This is a genomic window from Cumulibacter manganitolerans (assembly GCF_009602465.1).
GTDB lineage: Bacteria > Actinomycetota > Actinomycetes > Mycobacteriales > Antricoccaceae > Cumulibacter > Cumulibacter manganitolerans.
In genome coordinates, this window is sequence record NZ_WBKP01000015.1 from 1 (window position 1) to 20,621 (window position 20,621).

Annotated in this window: 19 protein-coding genes; 11 read left to right on the forward strand and 8 right to left on the reverse strand. The window is 71.2% G+C overall.

Annotation, left to right across the window (positions count from 1 at the left end):
* Positions 1 to 231: 231 nt before the first annotated feature.
* The gene (locus F8A92_RS07625; protein ID WP_153504571.1) at positions 232 to 1,653 is read left to right on the forward strand and encodes a sugar porter family MFS transporter; all 1,422 of its coding nucleotides are present in this window, start codon (positions 232 to 234) and stop codon (positions 1,651 to 1,653) included.
* 72 nt (positions 1,654 to 1,725) lie between these two features.
* On the opposite strand, the gene F8A92_RS07630 is transcribed toward F8A92_RS07625, so the two are convergent.
* Positions 1,726 to 2,493, reverse strand: coding sequence for an enoyl-CoA hydratase-related protein (locus tag F8A92_RS07630; RefSeq protein WP_153504572.1), 768 nt, complete (start codon positions 2,491 to 2,493; stop codon positions 1,726 to 1,728).
* A gap of 9 nt (positions 2,494 to 2,502) precedes the next feature.
* Positions 2,503 to 2,946 (reverse strand): hypothetical protein, encoded by a 444-nt coding sequence (locus tag F8A92_RS07635; protein WP_153504573.1) that lies wholly within the window; start codon positions 2,944 to 2,946, stop codon positions 2,503 to 2,505.
* 249 nt (positions 2,947 to 3,195) lie between these two features.
* Between F8A92_RS07635 and F8A92_RS07640 the strand changes: the two genes are divergently transcribed.
* Positions 3,196 to 5,028 carry a phosphoenolpyruvate carboxykinase (GTP) gene (locus F8A92_RS07640; protein WP_153504574.1) on the forward strand — a complete coding sequence of 611 codons (1,833 nt, stop codon included), beginning with the start codon at positions 3,196 to 3,198 and terminating at the stop codon, positions 5,026 to 5,028.
* Positions 5,029 to 5,133: 105 nt separating this feature from the next.
* Here F8A92_RS07640 and F8A92_RS07645 read toward each other — a convergent pair whose 3' ends face one another.
* The gene (locus tag F8A92_RS07645) at positions 5,134 to 5,670 is read right to left on the reverse strand and encodes a MarR family winged helix-turn-helix transcriptional regulator (RefSeq protein WP_153504575.1); all 537 of its coding nucleotides are present in this window, start codon (positions 5,668 to 5,670) and stop codon (positions 5,134 to 5,136) included.
* Positions 5,671 to 5,765: 95 nt separating this feature from the next.
* Here F8A92_RS07645 and F8A92_RS07650 point away from each other — a divergent pair, with 95 nt between their 5' ends.
* Genes F8A92_RS07650 through fahA form a run of 5 tightly spaced genes read left to right on the forward strand, consistent with a single transcriptional unit; the run spans position 5,766 to position 11,489 of the window.
* Positions 5,766 to 6,725, forward strand: a complete 960-nt coding sequence (locus tag F8A92_RS07650; RefSeq protein ID WP_153504576.1) for an MBL fold metallo-hydrolase — start codon at positions 5,766 to 5,768, stop codon at positions 6,723 to 6,725.
* A 3-nt stretch (positions 6,726 to 6,728) separates the two neighbouring features.
* On the forward strand, positions 6,729 to 8,279 hold the full coding sequence (locus F8A92_RS07655; protein WP_153504577.1) for an FAD-dependent monooxygenase: 1,551 nt from the start codon (positions 6,729 to 6,731) through the stop codon (positions 8,277 to 8,279).
* Between the two features lie 16 nt (positions 8,280 to 8,295).
* Positions 8,296 to 9,486, forward strand: coding sequence for a homogentisate 1,2-dioxygenase (locus F8A92_RS07660; protein WP_153504578.1), 1,191 nt, complete (start codon positions 8,296 to 8,298; stop codon positions 9,484 to 9,486).
* A 16-nt stretch (positions 9,487 to 9,502) separates the two neighbouring features.
* Complete coding sequence (locus F8A92_RS07665) at positions 9,503 to 10,291, forward strand: hypothetical protein (RefSeq protein ID WP_153504579.1); 789 nt, start codon at positions 9,503 to 9,505, stop codon at positions 10,289 to 10,291.
* Between the two features lie 43 nt (positions 10,292 to 10,334).
* Positions 10,335 to 11,489 (forward strand): fumarylacetoacetase, encoded by a 1,155-nt coding sequence (fahA, locus tag F8A92_RS07670; RefSeq protein WP_153504580.1) that lies wholly within the window; start codon positions 10,335 to 10,337, stop codon positions 11,487 to 11,489.
* 30 nt (positions 11,490 to 11,519) lie between these two features.
* Here the strand turns inward: fahA and F8A92_RS07675 are convergent, their stop codons facing one another.
* Positions 11,520 to 12,989 carry an MFS transporter gene (locus tag F8A92_RS07675; RefSeq protein WP_228389287.1) on the reverse strand — a complete coding sequence of 490 codons (1,470 nt, stop codon included), beginning with the start codon at positions 12,987 to 12,989 and terminating at the stop codon, positions 11,520 to 11,522.
* Between the two features lie 66 nt (positions 12,990 to 13,055).
* On the opposite strand from F8A92_RS07675, the gene F8A92_RS07680 reads away from it, so the two are divergent.
* Positions 13,056 to 13,550 (forward strand): MarR family winged helix-turn-helix transcriptional regulator, encoded by a 495-nt coding sequence (locus tag F8A92_RS07680; RefSeq protein WP_228389288.1) that lies wholly within the window; start codon positions 13,056 to 13,058, stop codon positions 13,548 to 13,550.
* A gap of 3 nt (positions 13,551 to 13,553) precedes the next feature.
* Here F8A92_RS07680 and F8A92_RS07685 read toward each other — a convergent pair whose 3' ends face one another.
* Both F8A92_RS07685 and F8A92_RS07690 read right to left on the reverse strand, forming a co-directional pair.
* Entirely contained in the window at positions 13,554 to 14,462 is a 909-nt protein-coding gene (locus F8A92_RS07685; protein WP_153504581.1) for a PAC2 family protein, read from the reverse strand.
* A gap of 61 nt (positions 14,463 to 14,523) precedes the next feature.
* Positions 14,524 to 15,459, reverse strand: a complete 936-nt coding sequence (locus F8A92_RS07690) for a LysR family transcriptional regulator (protein ID WP_153504582.1) — start codon at positions 15,457 to 15,459, stop codon at positions 14,524 to 14,526.
* 96 nt (positions 15,460 to 15,555) lie between these two features.
* Here F8A92_RS07690 and F8A92_RS07695 point away from each other — a divergent pair, with 96 nt between their 5' ends.
* Positions 15,556 to 16,521 carry an EamA family transporter gene (locus tag F8A92_RS07695; protein WP_153504583.1) on the forward strand — a complete coding sequence of 322 codons (966 nt, stop codon included), beginning with the start codon at positions 15,556 to 15,558 and terminating at the stop codon, positions 16,519 to 16,521.
* Positions 16,522 to 16,644: 123 nt separating this feature from the next.
* Here F8A92_RS07695 and F8A92_RS07700 read toward each other — a convergent pair whose 3' ends face one another.
* Entirely contained in the window at positions 16,645 to 17,556 is a 912-nt protein-coding gene (locus F8A92_RS07700) for a hypothetical protein (protein ID WP_153504584.1), read from the reverse strand.
* Positions 17,557 to 17,696: 140 nt separating this feature from the next.
* Here F8A92_RS07700 and F8A92_RS07705 point away from each other — a divergent pair, with 140 nt between their 5' ends.
* Positions 17,697 to 18,938, forward strand: coding sequence for an MFS transporter (locus F8A92_RS07705; RefSeq protein WP_153504585.1), 1,242 nt, complete (start codon positions 17,697 to 17,699; stop codon positions 18,936 to 18,938).
* A gap of 17 nt (positions 18,939 to 18,955) precedes the next feature.
* Complete coding sequence (locus F8A92_RS07710) at positions 18,956 to 19,255, forward strand: thiamine-binding protein (RefSeq protein WP_153504586.1); 300 nt, start codon at positions 18,956 to 18,958, stop codon at positions 19,253 to 19,255.
* Positions 19,256 to 19,258: 3 nt separating this feature from the next.
* Here the strand turns inward: F8A92_RS07710 and F8A92_RS07715 are convergent, their stop codons facing one another.
* Positions 19,259 to 20,488 (reverse strand): MFS transporter, encoded by a 1,230-nt coding sequence (locus tag F8A92_RS07715; RefSeq protein ID WP_153504587.1) that lies wholly within the window; start codon positions 20,486 to 20,488, stop codon positions 19,259 to 19,261.
* Between the last annotated feature and the right edge of the window lie 133 nt (positions 20,489 to 20,621).

Genomic DNA, 20,621 nt, shown 5'->3' on the forward strand with positions numbered 1-20,621 from the left:
GAGCCCGAGGGAGCGCCATCCGCGTCCCCGGCACCGCCGGCGGATCCGCCGGCACCGACCGGCCCGCCGACGTCGCCGGGCCAGTTCGGCCGGGCCTCCGGCGACGCGGCCGCACGGTTCGGCCGATTTCCCGAGGACGCCGACACCTGAGCCGATCGACCCCGGTCGGGGTGTGACGGGCGTAACATTCACCTTCGATCCGTGACTCACCAGGCGATTCGGGGGACGACGATGACCGCAGCAGCTGCCACCGATTCGCACGAGAGCTCCGGTGTCGTCCGGATCGCCTCGGTCGCCGCGCTGGGCGGCTTGCTGTTCGGCTACGACAGCGCCGTCATCAACGGGGCCGTGAGCGCGGTCCAGAACGAGTTCAAGGCGCAGCCCGGGCCGCTCGGGTTCGCGGTCGCAGCGGCCCTCATCGGCGCTGCGGTCGGCGCCTTCACGGGCGGTCGGGTCGCCGACCGGATCGGGCGCCTCGCCGTCATGAAGATCGCCGCGCTGCTCTTCCTCGTCTCGGCGATCGGCTGTGGCTTCGCGCCCAACCTCGCGCTCTTCGTGACCTTCCGGATCATCGGAGGCCTCGGCGTCGGTGTGGCGTCGGTGATCGCGCCGGCCTACATCGCGGAGATCTCCCCACCGCGGATCCGCGGCCGGCTGGGCTCGCTGCAGCAGCTCGCGATCGTCACCGGCATCTTCGTCTCCCTGCTCGTCGACTTCCTCCTCGCGCGAATCGCCGGCAGCTCGAGCGCGATGCTGTGGTTCGGGATGGAAGCCTGGCGCTGGATGTTCATGATGATGGCCGTCCCGGCGATCGTGTACGGCGCGCTGTCGTTCACCATTCCCGAGTCGCCGCGGTTCCTCGTCGCCCAGGGACAACCCGAGAAAGCGCAGCGCGTGCTCGCCCGGGTGCTCGGCGTCGGCGCCCAGGAAACCGTCGAGCGGATCCAGCAGAGCCTCGCCACCGACCGCAAGCGGTCGATGCGCGACCTGCGCTCGCCGCGTGGCGGAATCTTCCCGATCGTCTGGGTCGGCATCGGCCTGGCGGTCTTCCAGCAGTTCGTCGGCATCAACGTGATCTTCTACTACTCGAACGTGCTGTGGGAGGCGGTCGGCTTCACCGAGTCGAGCTCGTTCGTGATCACGGTGCTCACGTCGGTCACCAACATCCTGACCACCCTGATCGCCATCGCCGCCGTCGACAAGGCCGGCCGCAAGCCGCTGCTGATGATCGGCTCCACCGGCATGTTCGTCTCGCTGGCGGTGATGGCCTACATCTTCCAGACGGCGCCTCTGAAGAACGGCGCCCCGGTCCTCGAGGGCGCGGCCGGCCCGGTCGCGCTGGCCGCCGCCAACATCTTCGTCATCGCGTTCGGCATGTCGTGGGGCCCGGTCATGTGGATCATGCTCGGCGAGATGTTCCCGAACCGGCTGCGCGGTGCGGCGCTCGCCGTCGCCGGCTTCGCGCAGTGGGCCGCCAACTGGATCGTCACCGTGTCGTTCCCGATCCTGAAGGACATCAGCCTCGGCCTCGCCTACGGCCTGTACGCGCTGTGCGCGCTGCTCTCGCTGCTGTTCGTCTGGCGGTTCGTGCACGAGACCAAGGGGCTGGCGCTCGAGGACATGGAGGACGGGTTCGTCCCCGCCGGCCACTGAGCCGTTCTGCGGGGCAGCCGGTGACGCTCCGGGGCGCGCAGCGTTCGTGGCTGCCCCGCAGATCACCGTCCGCTAGGGCTTCGGCGCGTTGAAGGCGGCGACGCGGTCGCGATAGAACTCGCTGGCCGCCGCCCGACGCACGAGATCGCCGAGGTCGACCTCCGGCGCGCCGGCGACCGGCTGGTCGATGACGAGCTTCGCCGCCTCGATCGTGAGCGCCGACCGGTCGATCAGCAGCGCCACCAGCGACTGGACGGCGGCGTCGAGCCGGTCCTCGGGCAGGACGTCGTGCGCCAGACCGATCCGGGCGGCGTGCGCGGCGTCCATCAGCTGCGACGTGAACAGCACGTGCTTGGCCCACGCGGGGCCGACGATCGCGGCCAGCCGCCGCGTCGAGGCGGCGCTGTAGACCAGCCCGAGCTTCGACGCGGTGATCCCGCAGCGGACGGTCTCGCTCATCAGCCGGAAGTCGCACGCCAGCGCGAGCTCGAGACCGCCGCCGATCGTCGATCCGCGCAGCGCGGCGATCGTGGGGACCGCCAGGCCGGCGAGCGCCGCCTCCGCCGAGTCGACGAGCGCGCGGTAGCGCTCGGCCGCCTGCGGCGTCCCGCGGGTCCGCTCGAACTCCGCGATATCGGCACCTGCGCAGAAGTGCGCGCCGCTGCCGCGCAGCACGAGCACCCGCACGTCGTCGCGGGCGGCGATCTCGCCCAGGATCTCGGTCAGCGCCTGCCACATCCGCACCGACATCGCGTTGCGCTTGTGCGGTCGGTCGATCGTCACCGTGGCGAGCCCCGCGTCGATCGACGCGGCGAGCTCACGCACCGGGCTGCGCACCACTGCGCGGCTCTAGAAGTCCTCGACGGGATTGCGCCGGGCGGCGTCCTCGAGGAGGTTGAAGCCGAGCCAGCCCGCGCTGCCCAGGAGGCAGGCGATCAGGAAGGTCGAGCCGAGCGTGCTGTCGACGTACAGCGCCGTCAGCGCGAGCGGGAGGTTCAGCAGCGCCGCCAGCCAGGGAGCCGAGAGGCTGCCGAGGTGCCCGATCACCGTCATCGCGATCGCCAGGAGGGCGACGAAGAACGGGATCCAGAACAGGTAGTACGTGTTGACGAAGAAGTCCGAATGCGCCGCGATGGCGAGGTACGCGTACACCCCCGCCACCATCAGCTGGGTGGCCCCGATCAGATACAGCGCGCGCTGGGTGCCGGCGCCGTGCCGGTCACTGCTCGGGAGCGCCGGCCAGTGTGCCCGCGGGAGGGGAATGCGACGGGACAGCGGACGCGTGGAGACCATGGCGAGACCTTCGAAGCCGGGGAAGAGCTACGGATGCAGTGCGCCTAGAATACGGCCGCCGTCCCGAAGATCACAACTGTTTCAACAGCCCCAACAGTCACAATTGCAACACGTCGTGACACCGCGCGGTGGGCGCCGTAGGGCGCCCTGTGTGAGCACTCTCGCGCCGTTTGCGCATACGCACGCGAACCTCTCAGGCTTATTGTGGATAGACCAGGTGTCATCCCAAAACTCCAAGGAGCACGAGACGTGACTTCGCCAGATTTCCCCGCCCTGCAGGACGCCCCGACCAAGCACAAGGAGCTCCTTGCCTGGGTCGCCGAGGTCGCCAAGCTGACGCAGCCCAAGGACATTCGCTGGGTCGATGGTTCCGATGCGGAGTGGAAGCAGATCACCGACGCGCTCGTCGAGGCCGGCACCATCGTGCGGCTCAACGAGGAGCTTCGCCCCAACTCCTTCTGGGCGATGTCCGACCCGTCCGACGTGGCGCGCGTCGAGGACCAGACCTTCATCTGCTCCGAGAAGGAGGAGGACGCGGGCCCGACCAACAACTGGATGGACCCGGAGAAGATGAAGGAGACCATGAGCGGTCTCTACGCGGGCTGCATGCGCGGCCGCACGATGTACGTCGTGCCGTTCTGCATGGGGCCGATCGACGCCGACGACCCGAAGTTCGGCGTCGAGATCACCGACTCCGAGTACGTCGTCCTCTCGATGCGCATCATGTGCCGCACCGGCCAGAACGTCCTGGACGCCATGGGCTCCGACAAGGCGTTCGTGAAGTGCCTGCACTCGGTCGGCGCCCCGCTGGCCGACGGCCAGGAGGACGTCTCGTGGCCGTGCAACACCACCAAGTACATCAGCCACTTCCCCGAGACCCGTGAGATCTGGTCGTTCGGCTCCGGCTACGGCGGCAACGCGCTGCTGGGCAAGAAGTGCTACGCGCTGCGCATCGGGTCGGTCCTCGGCCGGGACGAGGGCTGGATGGCCGAGCACATGCTCATCCTCAAGCTGACCTCGCCCGAGGGCAAGGTCCACTACATCACCGGCGCGTTCCCGTCGGCGTGCGGCAAGACCAACCTGGCGATGCTCGAGCCCACGGTCGAGGGCTGGAAGGTCGAGACGCTGGGCGACGACATCGCCTGGCTGCGCTTCGGCGAGGACGGCCGGCTGTACGCCGTCAACCCCGAGTTCGGCTTCTTCGGCGTCGCCCCGGGCACCTCGTACCAGACCAACCCCAACGCGATGCGCACGATGGACGCCGGCAACTCGGTCTTCACGAACGTGGCGCGCACCGACGACGGCGACGTGTGGTGGGAGGGCATGACCGAGGAGAAGCCCGCGCACCTGATCGACTGGCACGGCAACGATTGGACGCCGGACTCCGATCGGCTGTCCTCGCACCCCAACAGCCGCTTCTGCACGCCGATCGAGCAGTGCCCGGTGCTGGCCCCCGAGTACAACAGCGAGCCCAACGGCGTGCCGATCTCGGCGATCATCTTCGGCGGCCGCCGCAAGACCACGATCCCGCTGGTGACCGAGTCGCGCGACTGGCAGCACGGCGTGTTCATGGGCGCGACGACGTCGTCGGAGACCACGGCCGCCGCGACCGGCGCGGTCGGCGTCGTCCGCCGCGACCCGATGGCGATGCTGCCGTTCATCGGCTACAACGCCGGCGACTACATCAACCACTGGATCGAGATGGGCAAGAAGTCCGATGCGGCGAAGATGCCGCGGATCTTCTACGTCAACTGGTTCCGTCGTGACGAGGACGGCGGGTTCCTGTGGCCCGGGTTCGGCGACAACAGCCGCGTCCTGAAGTGGATCATCGAGCGCCTCGAGGGCACCGCGGACGCGGTCGACACCCCGATCGGCCTCGTGCCGGCCGAGGGCGCGCTCGACACCGAGGGGCTCAACATCGACGCCGAGCAGCTCGCCAAGGCGTCGGCGGTCAACGTCGACGAATGGCAGGCGGAGGTGCCGCTCATCGAGGAGTGGTTCGCCAAGCTCGGCGACCGGCTGCCGTCGACCATGCACGACGAGCTGGACACCCTGAAGACCAACCTCGAGAACGCCAAGTAGCACGCAGCACGACGACCGCGGCCCGTCACCGGAAGGTGACGGGCCGCGGTCGTTGTGCCCCTGCCCCTCGCGCGCCTGCCCGGCAGGCCGCTCGATGAGCCGGGCCTACCGGTGCGCCACCCAGTCCTGCCGGCCGATCTCGACGAGGCGGCGCAGGAACGCCATGCCGCCGGCGCGTTCGGCGTCGCTGAGCTGGTCCACCCAGCGCACCTCCCGCCGGTTGTGCGCGCGGAAGACCTCCTCGAGCCGTTCCCGCCCGGCGTCGGTGAGCTCGAGCACCCGCCCCCGGGCGTCGCCGGCGAGGTCGGACCGGGTCAGCGAACCCTGCTTCTGCAGCGTGTTCGCCAACGACGTCACCGCCGGCTTGCTCATGCCCGTGCGGCTGGCCGCGGCACGCAGCTCGAGCGGGCCGTCGACCCACAGGGTGAAGCACAACCGGAACGCCGACCAGCTCCAACCGGCGGGCCGGTGGACGGTCGACTCGATGTCGTAGACGATCGCGTTGGACACTCGATACAGCAGCAGGACCAGCTGCATGGCGTCGATGTCGACGTGCGCCATGCGTTCCTGGATGGCCGTGCGCGCATCGGCGATCAGCGACAGGGAGGCGCCCGGCTGCTCGGGGCTCGGATCGTGCGGCATGGCGACCTCCTCGTCCGGACCCTTTACAGACCCGGTGTCGAGTCCTACACTACCTTAAACGTTAAACCTTTAATGACCCATCTAGGGGGCATCACATGGCCAAGGCATTCGCCTCCAGCGCCGATCTGGGACAGAAGACCGAGTCACTGGAGGTTCTCGCCGACGGCGTGTACGCGCTGACGGCCGAGGGTGATCCGAACATGGGCGCGATCGAGGCGGAGGACTTCGTCGTCGCGTTCGAGTCGCGGGCCACTCCCAAGGCGACCCGGGACTGGCTGGAGCAGCTGCGCGAGCACACCGACAAGCCGGTGCGCTACTGCGTGCTGAGCCACTACCACGCGGTGCGGGTGCTGGGCGCGTCGGCGTACGACGCGGAGTCGATCATCACGCACGAGACGACGCGTCGGCTGATCGACGAGCGCGGGCAGGCCGACTGGGACAGCGAGTACGGCCGGATGCCGCGGTTGTTCCGCGAGCCGGAGACGATCCCGGGCCTGACGCATCCGGACCTGACGTTCACCGAGTCGCTGGTCATCCCGTTGGGCGGGGACCGCGGCGACCTCGAGCTGCATTACTGCGGCCGCGGGCACACCGCCGGTGACGTCATCGCCTGGGTACCCAAGCACAGGGTGCTGTTCGCCGGCGATCTCGTCGAGGCGCAGGCCGCGCTGTACACCGGCGACGCGTTCCACTTCGACTGGGCGGACGCGACCCTCGAGCGGGTGAAGTCGTTCGGGGCCGAGGCGCTGGTCGGCGGCCGGGGCGCGGTCGCGCTCGGCCGGGACGCGACGGACGCCGCGATCGAGCAGACCCGGCGGTTCCTGCGCGGCATGATCGAGAACGTCGGTGCCGTGCACGGCCGCGGCGGCTCGCTGAAGGAGGCGTTCGACGCGACGCACGCCGCCCTGGCCCCGGACTTCGGCCAGTGGCCGATCTTCGAGCACTGCCTGCCGTTCGACGTCAAGCGGCTCTGGGACGAGTACGACGGCAAGGACTGGCCGGAGATCTGGACGGCCGAGCTCGACCGGCAGGTCTGGGACCAGCTGCAGGACTGAGTGATGACCATCCCGCTCGACGTCCCCCGGCACGAGGGCCACGCCGACCTTCCGGTCGCCGTCGTCGGCGCCGGGCCCGGCGGCCAGACCGCCGCCCTCGCGCTGGCCCGCTGGGGCCTGGACGTCCGGTTCTTCGACAAGCGGGCCGAGCGCGACCCGATCGGGTCGAAGGCGATCTGCCAGGCGCGCGACGTCCTCGACGTGTGGGGATCCCTCGGCGCCGGCACCGTGCTCGCGGACGAAGGGGTCACCTGGACCACCGCCCGCACCTACTACCGCGGGCGCGAGATCGACTCCTGGCGGTTCGCCGACTCCGGCCGGTCGCCGTACCCGCCGTTCGTGAACATCTCCCAGCAGCGCACCGAGGAGGTGCTCGACGACTGCCTGGCGCGGCTGGGCGTGCGCTGCCGCTGGGGCGTGCGCATCGAGGAGGTCACCCAGGACGCCGCCGGGGTGACGCTGCGGATCGACGGCGAGCCGCAGCGGTTCAGCCACGCGGTCTTCGCGACCGGCGCCCGGGGCGTGATCCGGGAGGTGCTCGGGCTGGCGTTCGAGGGACGGACCTTCGACGACGCGTTCCTCATCTGCGACATCGAGGCGACGCTGCCCGGGTGGGAGACCGAGCGGCGCTTCCACTTCGACCCGGAGTGGAATCCCGGCCGCCAGGTGCTCATCCACGCGTGCCCCGGCTCGCAGTACCGGATCGACTGGCAGGTCCCCGAGGACTACGACCTCGTCGAGGACGAGCGCACCGGCGGCCTCGATCGCCGCATCCGGCAGATCATCGGCGAGCACACGCCCTACCGCATCGTCTGGAAGTCGGTCTACCGCTTCCAGTCCCGGCACGTCGAGCAGATGGCCGTCGGACGGATCCTGCTGGCCGGGGACGTCGCGCACCTGGTCGCGCCGTTCGGCGCGCGCGGGCTGAACACCGGCGTCCTCGACGCCGACAACCTCGGCTGGAAGATCGCCTTCGACGCCTACGGCTGGGGCGGTCCCGGGCTGATCGACTCCTACTCGGTGGAGCGGGTCGCCGCCGCGCGCGAGAACGCCGAGGTCGTGGACGCGACGATGGCCGTGCTCGTCCCGCAGGACGACGCGGCGCGCGCCCGCCGGACGGCGCTCCTGGAGGCGGCCGCGTCCGGGTCGGGAGCGCCGATCGACTCCGGCCGGTTCGCCGAGCCGTTCTGGTACGTCGACTCGCCGCTGACCACCCCCGACGAGAGCCGGCCGTTCGCCGGACGCCCGCCCAAGGGCACGGTGCCGCCGCCCGGCCCGGGCATCATGCTCCCCGACGTCCGGCTCGCCGACGGCTCCCGGCTGCGCGACGCGGCGCGGCTCGCCATCACGGTGATCGGTCCGCGGGAGGTCGCGACCGACGTGCGCTGTCCGGTGGCCCACATCCCCGCGACCGGCCTCGGCGACGAGGCGCGCACGGCACTCGGGTACCGCGACGGCGAGTGGTGGGTGCTCCGACCCGACTGCTACGTCGCGGGCATCGCGACCGCCCCCGGGCAGGTCGCGCCCGTCATCCGCAAGACCCTCGGTTTCTGACACAGGAGGCTACGTCATGGCTTACTACCGCGCCGTCGGCGACATCCCGCACAAGCGGCACACCCAGCACCGCGACGAGAACGGCCGGCTCTACTTCGAGGAGCTGATGGGCGAGGAGGGCTTCAGCTCCGACTCGTCACTGCTCTACCACCGCTACATCCCGTCGACCATCACCGACGCGCGTCCCTGGGAGCTCGGCACGCACAAGACGATGCCGAACCATCCGCTCAAGCCGCTGCACCTGAAGCTGCACAGCCTGTTCACCGACGAGGAGGCCGACAGCATCGACGCCGTACGCGGACGCCGGCTCGTGCTCGGCAACGGCGACGTGCGCATCTACTACGCGATGTCCTCCATCCCGTCGCCGGTCTACCGCAACAGCGTCGGCGACGAGCTCGTCTACATCGAGGCCGGGTCCGGCCGGCTCGAGACCGTCTTCGGCGAGATCGACTACCGGACCGGGGACTACATCGTCATCCCGCGGGCCACGAACCATCGTTACGTCCCGGCCGAGCGGACCCGGTTCTACATCATGGAGGCCAACAGCCATATCGTTCCGGCGCACCGGTACCTCTCGAAGTACGGGCAGCTGCTGGAGCACTCGCCGTTCTGCGAGCGGGACCTCACCGGTCCCAGCGAGACGCTGCTGAAGGACGAGGAGAACGTCGAGATCTACGTCAAGCACCGCACCGCCGACGGCATCGTCGGCACGGTGTTCACGACGCCGTACAGCCCCTTCGACGTCGTGGGGTGGGACGGCTGCCTGTACCCGTACACCTTCAATATCAGCGACTACGAGCCGATCACCGGTCGGGTGCACCAGCCGCCGCCGGCCCACCAGGTCTTCGAGGGCGCCAACTTCGTGGTGTGCAACTTCGTGCCGCGCAAGGTCGACTACCACCCGCTGTCGATCCCGGTCCCGTACTACCACTCCAACGTCGACTCCGACGAGGTCATGTTCTACTGCGGCGGCAACTACGAGGCACGCAAGGGATCCGGCATCGGCAACGGCTCGATCTCGCTGCACCCGGGCGGGCACGCGCACGGACCGCAGCCCGGCGCCTACGAGCGGTCGATCGGCGCGGAGTACTTCGACGAGCTCGCGGTCATGGTCGACACGTTCCGGCCGCTGGAGATCGGCGAGGCGGGCCTGGCCGCCGACGACGAGAGCTACGCCTGGAGCTGGTCGACGAACGCCGGCGCGTGACCCCGGGAGAAGAGCGATGACCGACACCCTGCTGCACGGCCTGGTGGACGACGCGGGGCTGTTCCCGCCGACCGCACTGCCGATGCGCGATGCCCTGGCCCGCAATGCGAAGGACCGCGCGGCACGCGACCCCATGCTCACCCAACGGTTCCTGGTGCCGACCGAGCTGCTCGACGAGCTGCTCGGCCTGCTGCCGGAGGGCTCCGGAATCGAGCTGGGACTGATCCACGCCGGATCCGGCGCGGAGCTCCTCGACGCCCTGGCGCGCGCCGAGGGCCGCGTGCGCCACGTCGAGCTGAAGGGCGCCGCGGCGCTGTCCGACGTACCGGACGACCTGCCGGTGTACGTCGAGCCGCTGCGCTTCGACGCCCTGCCCGGGGTGATCGAGGCGGTGCGCTCCGCGGGGCGGATCGGGCCGACCGGCGTGAAGGTCCGGTGCGGCGGCATCCGCGCCGACCTCTTCCCGACCGTCGATCAGCTCGCCGAGGCACTGCGTGCCGTGGTGTCGGCGAGCCTGCCGATGAAGGCGACCGCCGGGCTGCACAGCGCGATCCGCAACACGAACCCCGAGACCGGTTTCGAGCACCACGGCTTCCTGAACCTGCTGACCGCCATCGACGCGGCGCTGTCCGGCGGCGACGTCGCCGCCGTGCTGGCCGAGCGCGACCCAGCCCGGGTCGCCGAGGCGATCCGCGCGATGGACGAGGACCGGCGCCGCGCCGTCCGCCACGTGCTGGTCAGCTACGGCTCGTGCAGCACGTCGTCGCCGGTGCAGCAGGCCGCCCGTCTCGGGTTGCGCCCCTGACCGAGCACGCATCCACCCCTTCCCCTGTGAGGAGCAAGACCTGATGCCCCAGAACGGCTTCGGACTGGCCAATCTGCCGTACGGCGTGTTCAGCACGCCGGACCGATCGCCCCGAGTCGGCGTCCGCTACGGCGACGGCGTGCTGGACCTCGCCGAGGCCTTCGGCGAGACCTACTTCGCGACCGCGACGTTGAACGAGCTCATGGCGCAGGGCCGGCAGGTGTGGGACCGCGAGCGCGCGCGGATCACCCGGCTGCTGTCCGAACGTGCGCCCTCGCTCGTGCCGATCGAGGACGTCACGATGCACCTGCCGATCAAGGTCGCCGACTACGTCGACTTCTACGCGTCGGAGCACCACGCGAGCAACGTCGGCCGGATCTTCCGGCCGGACGCCGAGCCGCTGCTGCCGAACTGGCGGCACCTGCCGGTCGGCTATCACGGCCGCTCGTCGACGATCGTGGTCTCCGGGACCGACATCGTCCGCCCGTCGGGCCAGACGAAGGGGCCGCAGGACGACGCTCCGACGTACGGCCCGTGCCGACGGTTGGATGTCGAGGTCGAGGTCGGCTACATCGTCGGCGTCGGCGCGCCGATGGGCGGTCGCGTGTCCGGCGCCGAGTTCGCCGACCACGTCTTCGGCTGCGTGCTGCTGAATGACTGGTCCGCGCGTGACATCCAGGCGTGGGAGTACGTGCCGCTCGGGCCGCACCTGGGCAAGTCGTTCGCGACGTCGATCAGCCCGTGGGTGGTGCCGCTCGCGGCGCTGGAGCCCGCCCGGACGGGGCCGCCGGCCCGGACCGTCCCGCTGCTTCCCTACCTGCAGGAGGGCGAGGACTGGGCGCTGCGGCTCGAGCTGGAGCTGGAGCTCAACGGCGAGACCGTCAGCCGGCCGCCGTACGACACGATGTACTTCACCGGCGCGCAGATGCTGGCCCACCTCACCGTCAACGGCGCCGCGCTGTCCACCGGCGACCTGTACGGGTCGGGGACGGTCAGCGGCCCCGAGCCTGACCAGCGTGGCTCGTTCCTCGAGCTGTCGTGGGGCGGCACGGAGCCGCTCACGCTGGCCGACGGCAGCCAGCGCACCTTCCTGCAGGACGGCGACACCGCGACGATCCGCGGCACGTTCACCGGCGCCGGCGGCGAGCTGTGCTCCTTCGGAGAGGTGACCGGCCGGATCCTCCCGGCGGCCGGCTGACGGTCTGCGCCGCAGCTCGCGGCGGTGGAGTCAGCCGACTGGCGTCGGGGTCACCGGCTCCGGGCGCGGGGTGGCGGCGAGCGCCGCGGCGCGGCGCCGGGGCACCAGCAACGCGATGCACGCGCCGGCGATGGCCGCGGCGGCGCCCAGGATGAAGCACAGCCGGAAGGCCCACTCCGTCGGGACCGGCGGATAGCCGTCGGCCATCACCACGGTGCTGCCCGAGAGGACGGCGCCCATGACCGCGCCCGAGACCGTCGTGCCGATCGAGCGCATGAGGCTGTTGACGCCGACACCGGAGGCCGCCTCGGACGCCGGGACGTTGTCCATGATCAGCGACGGCATGGCCGCGTAGCCGATGCCGACCCCCGCCGACGCCACGCAGGAGGCGAGCATCAGCTGCCAGGGCGCGTGCATCAGGAACGCCGCGACGACGTACCCGCCGGCGAGCACCACCGCGCCGATGGCGAGGGTGAGCCGCCCGCCGATCCGGTCGAGCAGCCGGGAGGACACCGGCGCGAACAGCATCATCACGATGCCGCCCGGCGCCATCCACAGCCCGGCCTGCAGGATCGATTGCCCCAGCCCGTACCCGGTCGCCGCCGGCATCTCCAGCAGCTGGGGGACGACGATGGCCTGGGCCATCATGCCGAAGCCGATCAGCAACGCGGCGAGGTTGGTCATCAGCACGGGGCGGCGGGCGCTGACCCGGAGGTCGACCAGCGGGTCGTGGTGGCGCACCTCGTACCGCGCCCACAGGGCCAGCACCGCGGCGCCGCCGATGATCGCGCCGAGGGTGCTCGGCTCGCCCCAGCCCCACGACGACCCCTTCGACACGCCCACGAGAAAGGCGACGAGGCCGACGGCGAGGCCGAGCGCACCGACGATGTCGAAGGACGCCGGATGCTCGTCGCGGACGTGCGGGATGACGACCAGCGTCAGCCCCGCGACGATCGCGGCGAGCACCGCCGACAGCCAGAACAGCATGTGCCAGTCGTAGTTCTGCGCGATGAGCGCCGACAGCGGCAGGCCGATCGCGCCGCCGACGCCGAGGGTCGCCGACACGGCGGCGATGGCGGTGGAGGCCAGCCGCGGCGGGGTGACCTCGCGGACGAGGGCGATCGCCACCGGGATGAAGCCCATCGCCAGGCCCTGCAGCACGCGGCCGCCGAGCATCGGCAGCAGGTTGTCGGAGACCGCGCACAGCAGGGACCCCACCACCAGGACCCCGGCCGAGATCACCAGCACCGGCTTCTTGCCGAAGATGTCGGCGAGCCGGCCGGTCACCGGCATGGCGACGCCGCCGGCCAGCAGGGTGGCCGTGACCACCCAGGACGCGTTCGAGGCCGTGGTGCCCAGCAGGGCGGGCAGCTCGGACTGGATGGGGATGACCAGCGACTGCATGAGCGAGGCGCAGAGGCTGCCGAAGCAGAGCGCTGCGACGATCAGCCCGGGCGGTACGGAGGTGCGCGGCACGCTGCCGCCGGGAACGGTGCTCACAGAGCGTTCTCCTCGAATCGAGAGGATATGTAGCTTACATATCCGCGGTATGTAAACTACATACCCATGAACGCCGAGGTCAACGCGGGACGCCGCCGAGAGACCAGTGACACAGTGCCGCGCGGGCTGCCCCCGGAACGCGAGCTGGCCGCGCTGGTGCTGAAGATGGACGCCGCACGACGGGTCGTGGAGCAGAATGCGCGGCTCGGGACCGCCGATATGCGGCTGCTGTGGATGCTCGCCGACGGCCGGGCCCGCACGCTGCGCGAGATCGGCGACGAGCTCTGCCTGGAGCAGTCGACGGTCAACCGCCAGGTCAACGCGGCCCTGCGGGCCGGGCTGCTCGAGCGGATCCGGGCCGCCGAGCAGCCGGCCGCGCTGATCGCCCCGACCGCCGTCGGACGGACGGCCTTCGAGACGGAGGTCGCGGCGATCCTCGGCTACTTCGAGGACGGGCTGGCCGCGCTCGGGGAGCGTCGCGGCGAGTTCCTCGCGCTCCTCCGCGGCTTCGTCGACGCGTACGACGAGCGGGTGCGGCGAGCGACCGGCCGGCCCGGCTAGGGCCTACTCCTCGTCGAGGGTGCGCAGGAAGGCCTCGGCCTCCGCGGCGATCTCGTCGGCCGTCGGCAGGTCGGTCTCCACCTCGGCGGCCGGCAGCGAACGGCGCTCCTGGGCACCGGCGTACGCGTCGTACTGCTGCTCGAGCGCCGCGACGACCTCGGCGACGTCCTCGCGACCGCTGAGCTCCTCGCGCAGGCCCGCCTCGGCCTGGGCCGCCGCCTGCGCGAGCTCCCGGCGATCGATCCGCAGGCCGGTCGCTCCGGCGATGCGGTCCAGCGCGACGACGGAGGCCTGCGGCATCGGCATCTGCGCGAGGTAGTGCGGCACGTGCACCGAGTAGCCGATGGCGTCCTTGCCGGCCTTGCCCAGCCGCAGCTCGATCAAGCCCTCCAGGCTGCCGGGCACCATGACCTTGCCGAACGGGCTCTGCGCACCGCCGGTCAGGCTGGGGTCCGTGGCGTGCGCGGTGACCCCGATCGGACGGGTGTGCGGCACGCCCATCGGGATCCCGTGCGCGAGCACCGTCAGCGTGACGCCGAGCTCGTCGCCGATCCGCTGCACCGCGGCCACCACCTTCTCCCACTGGTAGTCGGGCTCGACGCCGGTGAGCATCAGGAACGGCGTGCCGTCGAGGTCGTAGACGCGGTGCAGCTCCAGCGAGGGGGCGGCGTACGACGTGTACCGGTCGCTCTCGAAGGTGAGCATCGGACGCCGGCTGCGGTAGTCGATCAGCCCGTCGACATCGAAGCTCGCGATGACCTCGTGGTCGTGCCGGCTCAGGATGTGCTCGACGAGCAGCCGCTGGGTGTGGCCGGCGTCGACGAACCCACCGAGCGCGATGAGCATGACCGACGCCTGGGCATCCTCGGGCGCCAGCCCGTCGCGGTAGCTGTAGATGTCATTTGTCTGCATGAGCGGTCCCTCTGCCGTCGTGGGGAAGGTTGTTCACGCTTCAACGTCCGGCCGGCGCGGACTATTCCGCGCGCAGCTCCGCCGGCACCGACGCCCGCAGCGCCTCGCGCACGGCGCGGATCGCGGGATGGCCGGCGCTGCCTCGGCGTACCGCCGTGACGACCCGCCTGCGCAGCGGCTTGCCGGGGATCGGGAACAACGCCGCCTTCGGCTGGTGGACCAGCCACATCAGGTCCGGCACCACGGCGACGGCGTGCCCGGACTCGACCATCCGCAGCTGCGAGAGCACGTCGACCGACTCGTAGCGCGTATCCGGCATGAAGCCTGCGCGCAGGCACAGGTTCTCCACCCAGGTGCGCGGCGACTCGGGCTTCGGGTCGAGGATCCACGGCTGGTCGGCGAGCAGCGCGAGGTCGCGGATCGTCGTCCGCCCGGACCACGCCTCGCGCACCCGTCCGGCGAGGTGCGGTGGAACCGCGACCGACATGCCGTCGCGGCAGAGCTCCTGGAAGGACAGGCCGGGCGGCGTCGGCAGCGGCTCACCGGGATACTCCTCGCGCAGCGCGAGGTCGACGTCGTGGGTGAGCAGCATCTCGGCGCCGATCGACGGCTCGCGCTCCTCGACCTCGACGCGCAGCTTGGGGTGGGCCGTCTGCAGCGCCTCGAGCGCGTCGGGCAGCAGCGCGTGCAGCGCGCTCTGGAACATCGCGATCCGGACCCGGCCGGAGACCTCGTCGCGTGAGCGGGCGAGGTCGGCCTCCGCCTCGTCGAGCTGGTCCATGATGATGTCGGCATGACCGACGAGCACCTCGCCCTGCCGGGTGAGGCGGACCCGGCGCCCGACCCGCTCGAGCAGCGGCACACCGGCCTCGCGCTCGAGGACGGCGAGCTGCTGGGAGACGGCCGACGGCGTGTAGCTCAGCGCCTGCGCCACGGCCGAGATGGTGCCGCGCAGCCGCAGCTCGCGCAGCAGCCGCAACCGGTGCACGTCGAGCATCCGCCGGCCCCTTCCTCGATGTTTCACAAATCCTAAATGAAAGGGCCTAGAAACATTCGCTGGAATACATCGCTGCGGCGGCGCAGACTGGATGCCATGACCAGCGCCACGCGACCGGCGGCGTCCCCGACCACGACGTCCCCCGGCGGGGCCACCCGGCCGCGCGCGGGGCTGCTGCCGGTGCTGCTGGTGATGGGCTCGATCGTCTCGCTGCAGGTCGGCTCGGGCTACGCCACCACGCTGTTCGACCGGGCCGGGTCGACCGGCGTCACCACGCTGCGGCTCGGGCTGGCCGCGCTCGTCATGCTGCTGGTCACCCGCCCGCGGCTGCGGTCGTGGTCGCGCCCGCAGTGGCGGGTCGTGCTGATGTTCGGGCTGTCGCTGGCCCTCATGAACAGCTTCTTCTACGCCGCCATCGCGCGCATCCCGTTCGGCATCGCGCTGGCCTTCGAGTTCCTCGGGCCCCTCGGGCTCGCCGCGGCGCTGTCGCGCCGGCCCCGCGACTTCCTCTGGGTCGCGCTCGCGCTCGCCGGCGTGGCCACCATCGGGGTGCACAACGCCGACGCCGGATCGCTGGATCTGCTCGGTGTCCTGTTCGCGCTGCTCGCGGCGTCCGCCTGGGCCGCGTACATCGTGCTGGGGGCGCGGGTGTCGACCGTCGTACCGGGCCACCAAGGGCTCGCCGCCGCGCTCGCCACGGCCGCGGTCATGCTGCTGCCGTTCGGCATCGTGACCTCGGGCGGCGCGGTGCTCAGCCTCGGGCTGCTGCTGCCCGGTCTCGCCGTGGCGCTCTTCTCCTCGGTGCTGCCGTACACCTTCGAGATGCAGGCGCTGAAGACGATGCCCAAGAAGATGTTCTCGATCCTGCTGGCGCTCGAGCCCGCGGCCGGCGTCCTCACCGGGGCGCTCATGCTCGGCCAGCACCTGGACCCGCTGACCATCGCGGCGATCGGTGTCGTCGTCGTGGCCGGCATCGGCGCCACCCTCGGGCGCCCCGACCGGCCGGCGCGCCGGGGGCTGCGCCGCCGCCGGGCCAACCCCGGCGACGCCGTCCTCACCTGACGGCCTTCGGCGCGGGGGCGCCGAAGCGGGCTCTGTCGGCAAGAGCGGGGAAGTTTCCCCGCTTTCGCCGTCGAACCCCGCTTTCGGTAGGGGCCGCCTTCGTCGCGGCGCCCCGTCCAGAGGCTAGGGGCAGCTGGTCTCGGTCAGGCCGGCGTCCGCGCTGCCCGCGTACGCCTTGAACTGCACGCCCTGCTGCTGCAGGGTCTTGCCGGCGGCGCAGGCCTCCTGGATCGAGGTGTACGGACCCAGGGCCAGCACGACCTCGTCGCGGACGTCGGAGTTCGCCACGCAGCCGGCCGGGATGGTCGAGAGCTTGCTGCCGGGGAACTTGGCCTCCGCGGCCTTGGGATCGGCGAGCAGCTGCTCGGTCGACTCGCCGGTCTGGACCATCACGTACGAGGACCCCATGCAGAGCACCTGGGGAAGCGACTCGGCGTTCACCGGCGTCGGCTTCGCCGACGTGGACGCCGTCGCCGCCGCCGAGCTCGAGGCCGCGGAGCCGCCCTTCGGTTCGTCGCCGCCGCTCGCGAGCGCGACGACCAGCCAGATGATCAGCCCGAGGACGACGACCCCGGCGACCGCGATCATCCAGCCCGGCACCCGGAACGACGAGCCGGTGGCGGCGTGCCGTCGGCGCTCGGCGGGCGCCGCGGACGCCTCGTCGTCGCGCTGCGCGTCACCCGGCGCGTCGCCGGGCACGGGATCGGACCCCGCGAGCGGGACGCCGTCGGCGGGTGGGTCGCCGTCCAGCGGAGTCGATCCCGCCACCGGGACGCCGTCGACCGGTACGTCGGCACCGAGCGTCGGATCGGCCGGTCGGACGTCGGCGGCCGATCCGGGCCCGCTCTCGCCGTCCGGCTGGGCGGGCAGATCGCCGCTCGGCGGACCCGCGTGCCGGCCCCGTCGCGAGGAGGAGTCGGACGGCGCCGCCGGGGCGGTCTCCTCGTCGTCCGGTGCGGCGTGGCGGCCGAGCCGTTCGCGCGCGGAGTCCGTGTCCGACGGATCGCCCTGCCCCGGCTCGCCAGGTCCTGTCATCGGTGATGGCCTCCCGTGTGCCAGACGACTTCTGCTGAGCCTCCACGGTACCGTGCCGGGGCAGCCGTGCCCGGACGCCGCCGCCGCACCACCGCCGCGCGGACGGCGACCATCGGCTAGCGTGTTTTCGTGGTGATCGCGTGCTAGGCCCCTACCGCGAGGTCCTGCGCACCCCGCGCACCGGCGTCATGGAGCTGTTCGGTTTCATCGGTCGCCTGCCGCTGTCGATGGTCGGTCTCGGTTCGGTCTTCCTCGTCGTCGGCGCGTACCCCGGCTCGTCGTACGGCCTCGGTGGCACGGTGGCCGCCGTCGGCGCCGTCGCCACCGCCTTCCTGGGCCCGGTCCTCGGCCGGCTGGCCGACCGGTTCGGGCAGCGCAAGGTCCTCATCCCGGTGGTCATCCTCTTCGGCTCCGGTGCCGCCATGTTCATCGTCGCGGTGCAGAATCACGCCCCCACCTGGGTGCTGTACGTCGCGGCGGCCATCGCGGGCGGGTTCATCCCGCCGGTCGGCTCGATGCTGCGCGCCCGCTGGTCCTATCTCCTGGAGGGCTCCACCCGGCTGCCGACCGCGCTGGCGATGGAGTCGGTGATCGAGGAGCTCTGCTTCATCCTGGGCCCGGTCCTGGTGACGTTCCTGTCGACGACCGGTCACGCGCCGCTCGGCATGACGGTGGCGGCGGGGCTGGCGGTCGTCGGCAGCGTGCTGCTGGCCTCGCAGACGGCGACCGAGCCGCCCCCGGGCCGCGACGAGGTCCCGCACGGCACCCGCTCGCCGATCCGCATCCCCGGGCTGATGATCCTGTGCGTCGTCGGGCTGGCCATGGGCGTCGTGCTCGGCACGTTCGAGCTGGTGCTCACGGCGTACGCCAGGACGCAGGGCCACAGCGAGATGGCCGGCGTGCTGATCGCCGCGCTCGCCATCGGCTCGATGGTGGCCGGGATCGTGTGGGGCACCATCGACTGGCTGGCGCCGCTGAACCGGCGCCTCGCCCTGCTGCTGTCGGCGCTCACCGTAGCCACCCTCCCCACGCTGATCATCCCGAACGTCTGGTTGATGGCGGTGTTCGTCGCGCTGTGCGGCGTCGCGGTCTCTCCCACGCTGATCACGTCGTTCACGATCTGCGAGATCATCGTGCCCCGCGAGCAGACCAACGAGGGGTTCACCTGGATCGGCACGATGATCGCGCTCGGCGTGGCCGTGGGGACCTCGATGTCCGGCCTGGCGACCGACAGGTACTCCGCGAACCTGGCCTTCGGAGTCGCCACTACCGCTGCCGGCCTCACGGCGCTCGTCGTGTGGGCCGGACGGCGGCACCTGCAGCCGCGCGGCCGGCACGTCACCGCGGACGCGTCGTACGGCTATCCAGAGCTCGACGTCTAGAGATACGGAGTCCCACCATGATCGTCGCCTTCTCGCTGTCACCCATGTCGACCGACCCCGACGGGTCGGTCACCGACGCCGTCGCCGCCGCGGTACGCGTCGTGCGCGAGAGCGGACTGCCGTGCGAGACCAATGCGATGTTCACCAACATCGAAGGTGAGTGGGACGAGGTGATGGCCGTCGTCAAGCGCGCCGTGGACGTCGTCACCGCCGCCTCGCCCCGGGTCGGCCTGGTGCTCAAGGCGGACATCCGCCCGGGCTACACCGGGCAGCTCACCGCGAAGGTCGACCGGATCGACCGCGCGCTCGAGGAGTAGCGGCTACCGGCTGCCGGCCCGCGTCGCCGGCATCCGCTCGTCGCCGGCCGAGCGCCGCAGGATCGCTCGGCCGGGGCCACCGAGGAGCGCCGCGATGACCAGGGCGACGACGCCGTGCACGACGATGGTCGATCCCTTCTCGAGCGACTCCTTGCCGGCGATCAGCGCGAAGATGGTCGGCACCATGAACCCGAAGTACACGACGATGTAGAACATCGACACGAGCGCGCCGCGCCGGTCGGGCGGCGCGAGGAGGTCGGAGACCATCAGCCCGCCGGTCATCGCCAGGCCGCCGGAGAAGCCGATCAGCAGGGACGCCGGGACGAGCCACGGCCATCCGCCGGGCAGCACCGAGAAGTAGCCGCAGAAGCAGCCGAGCGCGCACAGCAGCCCGGCCAGCCAGCCGGACGTCGTGGCACCCCACCGGCGGGCGTAGATCGCCGCGAGCGCGGCGCTGCCCTGCACGAAGAACAGCGAGACCCCGGCGAGCACGTAGATGACCGTCACGCCGGTCTTGGCGATCTGCAGCGGGAAGATGGTCAGCGCCAGCATCGCGGGGGTGTACACCAGCAACGCGATGGGCAGCAGGTAGACGAAGAAGCCCGCCCGCGCGGTGGCCGGCACCCCGATGCGGATCCGTCCCTCCCGACGCTCGGTCACCGTCTCGGGGACCGAGCGCAGGAGCAGCAGCGAGATCATCAGCAGCAGCGCCGGCAGCAGCATCGGGACGATCTTCGGCCAGGGCACCCACTGCACCAGCACGCCGGAGACCAGCGGTCCGCTGGCGAACCCGGCCGCCATCACTCCGCTGGCGACCATCGCGGCCCGCTGCGCGAGATGTGCGCCGGCGAGCTCGCGCAGCCACACGGTGCCGACCGTGAACACCGCGCCGGCGGTCAGGCCCTGGAGGAACCGCGCCAGGATCAGCGCGGTCTCCCCGAAGGCCGCGGCGGCCTCGACCGCACCGACCGCGCACACCACCAGGAAGACCGACGGCAGCACGACCGCCCGTCGTCCGATGCGGTCCGAGTGCGCGCCACCCAGCAGCAGCGCGGGCACCAGCCCCAGCGCGTAGACCGCGAAGAACACGGTGAGCATCGTGCCGGACAGCCGCAGGTCGTTGGTGTAGTACAGCAGCAACGGGGACACCGCCTGCGACGACATGGCGACCGCGAACAGGGTGAACGCCAACCGTGCCGTGGTCGCCGTGATGAGCCGTTCACTCTGCGCCATAAGGGGAGGCTAGTGGATCACGCCGCCGGGCTCGTAAATTGGCGGTGAGGTGTGCTAGATGCCCGCGGGCCTGTGGAGCGGGCGACCCGATGAGGTCTACACTTGGCACGCATTCGAATGCAGCCTCTCGGGC